Annotated in this window: 12 protein-coding genes; 1 reads left to right on the top strand and 11 read right to left on the bottom strand. The window is 42.1% G+C overall.

All coding sequences use genetic code 11. The features are described from left to right. Positions 1 to 346: hypothetical protein (locus ACYQ5K_RS12520; RefSeq protein ID WP_459777701.1), on the top strand; the 346-nt coding region annotated here is incomplete at its 5' end. Positions 347 to 348: 2 nt separating this feature from the next. On the opposite strand, the gene ACYQ5K_RS12515 is transcribed toward ACYQ5K_RS12520, so the two are convergent. The 11 genes from ACYQ5K_RS12515 to ACYQ5K_RS12465 form a co-directional block, all read right to left on the bottom strand. After that, a complete protein-coding gene (locus ACYQ5K_RS12515; RefSeq protein ID WP_459777700.1) occupies positions 349 to 1,338 on the bottom strand; it encodes a hypothetical protein in 990 nt (329 codons plus the stop codon). Positions 1,339 to 1,354: 16 nt separating this feature from the next. Then, positions 1,355 to 2,353, bottom strand: a complete 999-nt coding sequence (locus ACYQ5K_RS12510) for a phage tail tip lysozyme (protein ID WP_459777699.1) — start codon at positions 2,351 to 2,353, stop codon at positions 1,355 to 1,357. After that, complete coding sequence (locus ACYQ5K_RS12505; protein ID WP_459777698.1) at positions 2,354 to 4,261, bottom strand: phage tail spike protein; 1,908 nt, start codon at positions 4,259 to 4,261, stop codon at positions 2,354 to 2,356. After that, positions 4,261 to 4,959: a hypothetical protein gene (locus ACYQ5K_RS12500; RefSeq protein WP_459777697.1), complete on the bottom strand. Its 699-nt coding sequence runs from the start codon at positions 4,957 to 4,959 to the stop codon at positions 4,261 to 4,263. The genes ACYQ5K_RS12505 and ACYQ5K_RS12500 overlap by 1 nt, the downstream gene beginning before the upstream one ends. After that, on the bottom strand, positions 4,956 to 7,094 hold the full coding sequence (locus ACYQ5K_RS12495; protein ID WP_459777696.1) for a hypothetical protein: 2,139 nt from the start codon (positions 7,092 to 7,094) through the stop codon (positions 4,956 to 4,958). Before ACYQ5K_RS12495 ends, ACYQ5K_RS12500 begins: the two co-directional genes overlap by 4 nt. Before the next feature lie 135 nt (positions 7,095 to 7,229). Next, positions 7,230 to 7,586: a hypothetical protein gene (locus tag ACYQ5K_RS12490; RefSeq protein ID WP_459777695.1), complete on the bottom strand. Its 357-nt coding sequence runs from the start codon at positions 7,584 to 7,586 to the stop codon at positions 7,230 to 7,232. Between the two features lie 16 nt (positions 7,587 to 7,602). Continuing rightward, positions 7,603 to 8,220, bottom strand: a complete 618-nt coding sequence (locus ACYQ5K_RS12485; protein ID WP_459777694.1) for a major tail protein — start codon at positions 8,218 to 8,220, stop codon at positions 7,603 to 7,605. An 11-nt stretch (positions 8,221 to 8,231) separates the two neighbouring features. Beyond that, positions 8,232 to 8,603, bottom strand: a complete 372-nt coding sequence (locus ACYQ5K_RS12480) for an HK97-gp10 family putative phage morphogenesis protein (protein ID WP_459777693.1) — start codon at positions 8,601 to 8,603, stop codon at positions 8,232 to 8,234. Further along, entirely contained in the window at positions 8,600 to 8,932 is a 333-nt protein-coding gene (locus ACYQ5K_RS12475; protein WP_459777692.1) for a hypothetical protein, read from the bottom strand. The genes ACYQ5K_RS12480 and ACYQ5K_RS12475 overlap by 4 nt, the downstream gene beginning before the upstream one ends. Next, positions 8,929 to 9,276, bottom strand: coding sequence for a hypothetical protein (locus ACYQ5K_RS12470; protein ID WP_459777691.1), 348 nt, complete (start codon positions 9,274 to 9,276; stop codon positions 8,929 to 8,931). Before ACYQ5K_RS12470 ends, ACYQ5K_RS12475 begins: the two co-directional genes overlap by 4 nt. Then, complete coding sequence (locus ACYQ5K_RS12465) at positions 9,263 to 9,553, bottom strand: hypothetical protein (RefSeq protein ID WP_459777690.1); 291 nt, start codon at positions 9,551 to 9,553, stop codon at positions 9,263 to 9,265. Before ACYQ5K_RS12465 ends, ACYQ5K_RS12470 begins: the two co-directional genes overlap by 14 nt. Positions 9,554 to 9,566: the final 13 nt, after the last annotated feature.

Below are 9,566 nucleotides of genomic sequence, written 5' to 3'. Positions count from 1 at the left end.
TAGCAAATTATATGAAACTTATATAGATCCATCCACAAAAAGCATTTGTATACGATTTCCTGAGAATAGGATTCAAATATGTGCCGGAACAATTCGCGTATATGCCTCATTGCAACAAAATGGCACTGGATATACGGGTGTAAGTGCCAAAATAGAACAATCAACATTTCCAAAGCCGTTTAAATTTTTAAGAGGTTGTACAATAACTCAAAATAGTGATGATTGGGTTATGATTCTTGGAAAAACCACAACCTTGAATGGAATTTCCCAGCTTCGATTAGGATATTTTGCAGCATACACAAATAAAGCTTTTTATATGGACTATATTGCAATCGGAACATATTAGAATTACTTCCATTTACCAATTATAAGCATATCAGCTTGTACACAACACATTCCTTGCTTTGGACTGTATGCTGTAAGCTTGTACCCGGTTGTAGTCACTTCGGTAACTCCAAGACCATACAGTTCGTCAGTCTTTGCCGGAGATACTATAATTAAAGGCGCTTCCTTGAATGCTACTGGAAAATCAACCGCAGCACTAGAAGCAAAATACCAGTTATACCAACTGGTTGCAAGATTGGTATTCCAAGTATATTTACTCCACATAACCATGTCGCCGTTGGAATATTTTGTGTAATTGTAGTTATTTTTGGTTCCTCGTTCTACGATAGAAATCAGTTTATTGTTTATGGTTGCAATATTATTATTTGCATTTACCAAATTGCTATTTAACTCTTTAACTGCCAATGCATCTACGAAAAATCCTTCCTCCGTTACAAGATCAATTTCATCCAAAGTAACAATCCTGTTCGCACGGATAGCTTCATCAGCTTCTGCTCTTGCGTTTTCTTCTGCAATTCGTGCTTTCTTCTCCGCATCATCTGCAGCTATGCGTTCTTCTCGCTCTGTGTCATCCGCTGTTTTTCTGTCCCCTTCCTCCTTTCCTACTTTCGTTAAAAGCTGTTCCACCAAGGTTTTCTGTTTTTCTTCCTCGTCATCTGGAAATCCCATTGTATCAGAGCATTTTATTGTTTCTTTAAACGAAATCAGTGATTTCCCATCATTAACGACTCTGATCTGCAGTTCATTCATTCCAACCGCAAAAAAATCACCACTCGGTGTAAACGAGATCACACTGTTGTCAACATCACATAGTGTACCTTTGGTTTTATCCATGCTTTTATGATAAACATAGGCAACCGCTGCTGCCGTTGCCGGAATCTCATAATCCCTGACCGCAAACTCAAGCCCTAACATATCCGTCCCTTTTGTTACTTCGATCGGGATCTTAATGGTATTTCTAAGCACATAAACATCTCTTTTTATAGTGTTCATTTTTCTTTTTCCTTTCTTATCCAGGAATCCACTGGACGATATAAACACTGGTCGTGGTTCCCGTGCTTCCTCCAGGAAGTCTAAGAACGTAATCCCATGGAAAATTGTAATAGCTTGTACACCAGATTTCCTGCCCCGTCTGATCTCCTGTTGCTCCTCCTGTCGCTCCTCCATTCTCATTCTGACTCGCCTGTACAACCTGTCCATTTCCGATACTCATTGCAGTATGACTTGCCACATTCAAAAGGATATCGCCTCGTTGAACGCCGCTTCCTGAAGATAAATTAACAGAACCGGTTACATCCTGAAATCCGCAGGATTTAAATGCGGCATACATATTTCCCGTATAAGTTGCACCGGCATCTTTTACCTTGATACCGGCTTGCTGGTACGCTGTGATCAGCAGCGAAGAGCAGTCATAGTCCGGTCCCCATCTGCTTCCTTGATCGTATCCATGGCTGTTATCGTTCGCAATGCCAATCGCCCACTGGACAGCCGATTCTATTGCTTTGGAGTTTGTATCATACTGGCTCAGCAAATTGTAGAAACTTCTTGCCTGTGATCTCCTGGCGGATTCCACTTCTACGCCTGCACGCTCGAAGTTCTTTAAAAATGCACTAGCAAGATCTTCCGGAGATGATCCGGATGTCTTAAAAGCTACCCAGGACATATTGTAAGAACTGGTTGGGATCCACTGTCCGGTTGACTCTGATAGTGTATCAATCCAATATAGCTGCCCGTTCGGATCAGTTATAGAATATCCGTTTGCCGTCGCCCAGTTTGTGTAATTGGTCGCCGGAGTCCATTGGACCAATCCAAATCCGCCAGAATAATTCCCTTCATTTAAGTTCTGCCACACTCCCGGATTTACATAAGACTCACTCTGCATATTCCCCAGGATTCCGGCAATTGCATTTAAAGACCAACCTCTTCCGGAAAAATACTTGTACACTTCTACCGCATTTGCGTTCATCTGCACTTGCGATAGTGCGTAATTCCCGATTGTCCAGCTCATTTAAAAGCTTCCTCCTTTTGTACTTCCTCCAACCAGATACCCATTTACATACTCCAGATATGTTCCATCAGAAAATACTGCTTTCCCAGTTTTTGCATAGTATCCTTTAGAATCTTTCTGGACTTCCAGCGATGAACCGCCGACCGTCATTTTCCCAGACGCAATCAAAGCTACACTGTCAAATTGTCCTCTGAGTTCGTTTCCGATCGAAAGATATTTTGTTCGTGTGCTTCCTTGCTCCGGATAGATCAACAACCCTGTTTGTCCACCGGTCGCTCCGGCACGAATCACAACTTCGTAATTCGATGTCTTAAATTTAAGATTTCCTTCCGACAATGTAGCTGTCTGGCTTCCATCTGAATTAGCACATACATATCTGCCTTTCGCATACACACCATCTTTATCGAGCCGCACAATCTCGTTCCCACTTGCATCCATGACTCTCGCTACACCATTGCCATTATCCGCGCCACCAAGTTCCAGCGTGCCACCTCTTATGCGGTCCGCCAGCATTGTTCCTGCAACGATAAAATCTGCAAAGAACCCAGCTCCTGTTCCGAATGTGCTCCACTTCCAATCATTTCCATCCGCAGTACGTTCGGATGCAATCTCGAATCCAAGTGTTCCAAGGCACATAGCTCCAAACGTGGGTGATTCCGGATCCAAATCTTCAAATAACACAGCTCTTACAGTCTGCTTTTTTGCAATCGTGGATTGTGCTTTCAGTTGCGCTTTTACACCGTTAATAATTCCGCGCACTTGCTGTCCGACAAGTGTACCATCATTTCTGATAGCTTGCTCTACTCTATGCATTACGGAAGATGCATTGTCTAAGAAATTGTATTGGAATTCTCCGAGTGTTACGGATGTGAGTTTTTCCCTCACAGCATCCCATTCCAGTTCAATCACTCTGGCATCAGACACGATTCCAAGTTTAGAGTGCTTGCAATGGACGGTATCTCCAAGAGATACAGATTCCAATTCTTTTACATCTTCATACAGCTCTGTGTTCTGTAGCAGCTCCATATTTGCCTTTATGGTAATCTTTGGTTTGTCGGCATCTGCTGCATACTGTTCTTCGCATCTTTTTCTCAATGCTTTTTCAAGTTGTTCCTGCGTATCACATATGATCACGCCATTTTCTTCATCATCTTCAGATGCATCTGCACGCATTTTCACGTCCTCGAATGACATTACTTTGTAATGCGCTGTTGGATATTTTTCTATAATCGGCGAGTCAACCCACGGCGTTTCTCCTGCAATCATATATCCGTTGTATGATTTCGGAATAATTCTCGTTGCAACTTCCGCCATGTCAATCGTTTCAGAAAACCCATCTTTTACAATGTTTTTTCCGTAAAGAACCTGCACTCCATGATCGCCACCGACGCGCTCATCTACTGTAATATTATAGTTATCATAGAGGATTTCTCCGCCCCAGCGATTTATAAAAGAATTCTCATCATTGCCGTTTATTGCTTCGATCAAATTTTTTGTCTGGTAATATGCCGTAGACAGCTTCTTAATGTCTGACTTTGCTGTGTACATCTTATTCGGTGCAGTCATTATATCAAGCGCATCCTGTCCATTTTTTTCAGTTGGTCTTACATCCAGCAAAAAGCAATCCTCTTTTGCATCCAAAAAGATAGGAGTAAGCTCTGCGCTCACTCCCGAATCCTGTTTTTCTTTGTTTTTTATACGAAACAGCTGTTCTCCGTTAAACGATGGCAGTTTAACAACCGCATTATCGTTAATATACTTCCATCTGCCCTCATCGTCGATCGGATGCTCTAATGAGGCTGTCCATTCGCCATTCAGTACCACATGAACAGAACATTCTTCCGGAAGAAGTGTCATATCTCCATTGTGATCATAATCTTTATTTTCGGCACTATAAATCTGAATCACTATAAACGCCTCCAATTCGGAATTACTTTCAGTTCAAATCCGTCCGTAATTTCGATTTTATTTCTCCCCTCAATCAAAATGAGGTTATCGTAATCACCAGTCACAGACGTATTACTAAGTGTTCCGTCTTCTCTGTATGCAAGCTTCCGTCCTGTGTCAATGGTTAGGTTTTGCCCTATATTTGCCACCATTTTTCCATCATTGACGACAAGAGTGCATTCGCCCTCGCCAGTAATCTTATAGATTGGATAGGCAATCTCGTAAGGATTGTCTACCACATCACTCGCAGGCATTTCTCCGAGTCCGCTTTCGAGATACCTAAGTCCATCTTTGGTTAGGAAAGTAGCTGTAAAATTACCAACTCTTTCCGTAGTACGCTTCCCATCGTCCACTTCAACTTTCAAAATCTTGTAGTAATGCTCCGGATCACAGCCAAGCCGGAGCAATCCACCTCTTTTTGACAGCCATTTTTTTGCAAGTCCGAAACGTTCATCCCATCGGTCAGAATCTCCAATAAAGTTAAAATCCACTTTGATTTCTGTGGATTCATAACCTCCCTCCAACAGAATCAGCGTTCCGTCCATGCCAGGAATATCCACTGTCTTTTCTTTTCGGACAGCTGCCGGAATGTCAGGAATATTTTTCGCATAGATTCCTAAGCTTGATGCAAGAATTCCATTATATTCTACGTCCATCATACTCCGACAGCTCCTTTCTTCCATTTAACGCTAGAGGACAGCTTTTTGATGATGGCATCTACTAGTACATCAGCAAGCTTTTTGTCTCCGAGTGAAATGTTATTCTCAATGACAAATGTCAATTCCGACAAAGCTTCAGCAATCAACTGAGCAAGTACAGTATTATTGGACTGCATCTCATCACGGATATAAGTCTTTAGCAAGTCGATCGGAAGAACTGCTTCTGCTCCAGCTTCGCCACCGCCCATCATTCTGTCTCCGTTCATTCCGAAAATAGTTGGGCTGTTCAAGATACCGCCGTTTGCGTACCAGTCAACCGAAAACTTTGGAACTTTTGGTGGAACAAGCGACCATGATCCGCTTGCCTTGAAGTGTGGGAGCTTGATTTTCGGAAGTTTCCATTCAAAGTTGAAAAATCCCTTGATTTTATTAATTACACCTTTAATAAAATCAGCAATGCCGCCAAATAGTGCATTAACTCCATTTCTAAACCGTTCACATTTATTATATAAAAGGATAATCAAACCAATTATCACGACAATTCCCATTGGTCCAAGCACGGTCCATAGATTTGAAATCAACGGAATCAATGTTTGTATTCCCATCGCAATATTCCCGATTCCCGAAAGAATTGGAGCTATTGCTGCCACTACCAATACACATCCGGCAATCAATCTCTGTCCCTCCGGGGAGAGCTGATTAAACTCTTCAATCAATCCGGCAATCAATTCCGTAATTTTGGTAATCAGCGGTGCGACTGTATCCGCAAGCTCAGCGGTTGCCTGTTGGAAATCTGCTGTTGCCTTATTTCCGTCTACCAAATTCTTATTGTTTTCCTGCCATTTTTTTCCTGCATCTACAAGACCCTGATTCGCCATTTCCTGCATGACCAGGTTTACTCTTTCACTTTCGCTTCCGCAAGCTGCAAGCTTTTCATTAAATGCGTCCTCCGAGGTTCCCGCCCAATTGAGCATATCCGCAAAAGTCCCTGTAACAGTACTTGTTTTCACAGTCTCATTGATTGATTCTGCAAGTCCATCAATAGGAATACTATCCCCATAAGTTGCCCATGCACCAATCGTCCCCTCAATTACCGTACTTAATTCTTCTTGTGATAAGCCCAGCGCCTGAAGATTGGCCGTAGTTGTTGCAGCTGTCTGATCATCTGCAAGCACACCATATAAGGTCCTGTAACTTTCCGCTGTTTGTTCTGCTGTGTACCCTGCATTTTGGCTCGATACCTCAAGGGATCCCATAATTTTACGATATTCTGCTGTTGCAGGTACTGTAGCTGCTGTTGCCGCTACTATGCCTGCTGCCACCGTTGATATTCCGCTAAACTTATCCCCTGTCTCTTTTGCTTTATTTCCAAAAGCCTGTACTTTTTCAGCATAACCTTCCGTTGCAGCTGCTCCGCTTTTCAGCTTTTTCTCAACATCTTCCAGTTTACTTTTGTAACCATTAAGTTTTGTAGTAGTTTCATTTATCTCATTCTTTTTGTCCTGAATTGCTTTTTCATCTTTATTTTCAGCAGATTCAAGAATATCCAATTGTTTTTTTAATGATTCAAGTATTCTTTCGTAATTCTCTGTTTGATTTAAAAGATACTTCTGTTCATCTTTATATTTTACAATCGACTTTGTATGATCGTCATATTTCGCTTTAAGAGCTTCGATTTCAATCTCATTTGCCTTAATTTTATCTGTAGACTCTACAATTTCATCAGATAATTTCCTAATTTGTTCCTTGCTTTCTGCTGCTCCGCTCTCAAGTTCTTCTGTTACTTCAGCAAGGCCTTTCTGATATTTTGTTAAACTAATCTGTGCGCTTGTAAGCTGGTTCTGCTTCTTTCGGATTGCATCCTCATTTCTGTTTTCTGCAGATTCCATTTCTTCAAGCTCACGCTTCAGAATTTCCACTTTATCAGAATAAACGTCCGTCTGTTTTGCCAAATATTCCTGACGGTCTTTTAACTTTTCAACTGCAGTAGTGCTATCATCCCATGCCGCTTTTGCAAGTTTAAATGAATTACTGTTTTCCTGAACGGCTGTATTTACCTGCTGCATCGTCTTTTGAAAGTCTGCTGCACCATCTGCCTTAAACACTAATCCAACTCTCTTCAGTTCATCTGCCATATAACATCCTCACCTCCCTCGCTTTCTTCTCACGGAATATCTCATATTGTTCGCAAAAAAAGACTGGACATGAGTGGAAGAACTCGTCCTCTGTCATTCCCATCTCTCTCGCATCAACCATATATTCAGCCCAATTTATCTCGAGCTGAATGCTTTCATCTGCGCTTTCGATTCCTCTTTTTTTTTAATTTTGTCAACTTCTTTCTGATAAGCCTCTACAACTTCAAGAAGTTCTGTCGGATCCGGCGGCACAAGCTGAAGTGCTTCATCAAATGTCACTTTTCTCCCATTGCTTCTTACCATTGCATAGATAAGCTTCGCTGCAAAATTCATCTTGTCTCTGTCTGTTGCTTTTCCGCTCTTTTCAAGTTTGTCTATTCTCCGTCCAAGCTTTGAACCACCTATCTGATCAAGATAAAAGATTGTTCCAAAATTCATTTTCGCTTCAATGGTTGTCCCGTCTGTAAGCTTTATAATTTTACCTTCATTCATGTGCCGCTTATTCCTTTCACGCTCCTACTGCTGTTGTAAGGTCTGCATCCGTCAGAATCGGTTTTGCGAAGAACTTCTCTTCTGTAAGTCCTGCCGGTGCCGTGGACTCTGTGACCTTGCTCACGATGTTTCCTTCTGCATCAAACGGATATGCCCTGATCTTAATCGTGTCTGTCTGCTCACTTGCTTTTTCCTCAGATGTTGCAATATCATCGGAGTTCTCAACAAGCTTGCATTTTGGAAACCACTCATAACGAGATTTTCCGCTTTTCAGCTTTACAACCTTTCCATAAGCAAATATTGGTCTTTCGCTCTTTCCTCCAGCGAGGATAAGTCCGCCTGTTCCTTTTGTCTCTCCGCGCATTTTGGAGATTGTATCGTCCGGAAATGCAATCACAGATACCTCAATGTCGATACTGGACATCGGTGAATCTGAATCATAGATTTTTCCGGATGCATACACATCACTTGTCTCAGAGTTCTCAGTTACCTTTACGCTCTTAACGACTTCTGTCTTCTCAACATCAGCCTCGTAAGTGCCATCATACTCTTTGCCCTCTGTTGCATCAGCAAAACACATATACTGTGCACCGACTGTCTGTTTCATAGCCGGTTTTTTTGTATTAATAGGCATTAGTCAACCTCCTAACCGAAGATGCTCTCTGTCATCTTCTTGTAGTATTTTTCCTTGTTTCTTTCAAAAAGTGGCTTCAAGTGTTCCCTTGCTACCATCTTCCTGGTTCCATGCTCAAGCATTGGACCGTAATACTTGCCCCATCCAACCTTAATTCCGCTGTCAGTTCTTTCCAGTGCGAATGTACTCACGATATGCGTGTACCCCGCTTTGGTGATCTGACTTCGTGGTTTTGGGAGTCTCAGAAGGTCATTCACAAACTCCTTTGCCCCCTCTTCCACTGCGTCAATTGCTTTGTCCGGGCTTACGTTCTCGGAATACTGTTTCAACAGTTCCTCGAAGTCTTCAAACCCTCCACTGTCAAAGGTTATCCCGCTGCTCATCCAATCACTCCATCAGTTGTAATTGAGAAGTAAGAATGCCATACACGGTCTTCTGTCACGTATTCGTGAGCAATGGTCGGATGGTAGCCAAGCTCATTCAGACGGTTTTTCAATGCAATCAGTTTCGGATCGCGTGGCTTTCTAGCATAAAAACTAATCTGCCATGTAATCTCATTCTCATAATCGTCACCGGATGCCATTGTGTCTTCCCACATAATCTCCCAGTAATCAATTCTCGGAAATATCTTTTCATTTTTGAGACTACTGACTCCCTCATTAACCGGACAGTCGATGTCATGTAAGAGCTTACTTAATTCTTTTTGTGTCATGCGATCACCTCACGATCATGCGCTGGTGTTTTTAAAGTCAGTTCAGACTCTCTAAATCCATCTTTCGTAGTGATGTGCGCCACATTGTAGATCTCGTGTTGTTCTCCGCCAATAATACAGACACATTTACTGTTAATCTGCTTATACTGTGGAATAGCGAGTTTTAGCGTCGCTTCGATACTGTCAGCGGATAGCTTTGCTCTGGTGGTGTCATATACCGCAAGCTCACGATACCAAAAGCGCATTCCGGTATCACGGAGCTTTTCTTCCGGATAATCTTCCGACTCATCATTTTCGATGCGATACAGTTCGAATACTCCGTCAGTGTATTCAGGCAGTGCCATTTATGTCCACCTCCGTCTCCATCTGCCAAGTCAGGATCACACTTGCATAATTCTCAAAAAACTCACTTACTCGATGGTGATAAGAATAATACATATAATTCTTCATTAGCATTCGATACGTCAAATCTTTGGTGATGCTGCAGCCAGGATTCAATCTCCCGACTGTATGTTCACCTTCTTTTGCAAGATTTCTCAGCTGTCTATCATCGCAGTATGGAGGAATCTGGAACTCTTCTCTCATCTCATCAACAAGAATGGATAGTTCATTTTCGTTCATACTCTGCCCTCAC

This window comes from Allocoprococcus similis (assembly GCF_054660775.1).
Note: the sequence above shows the minus strand (reverse complement) of the source record. Positions and strands in the feature narration are given on the sequence as shown.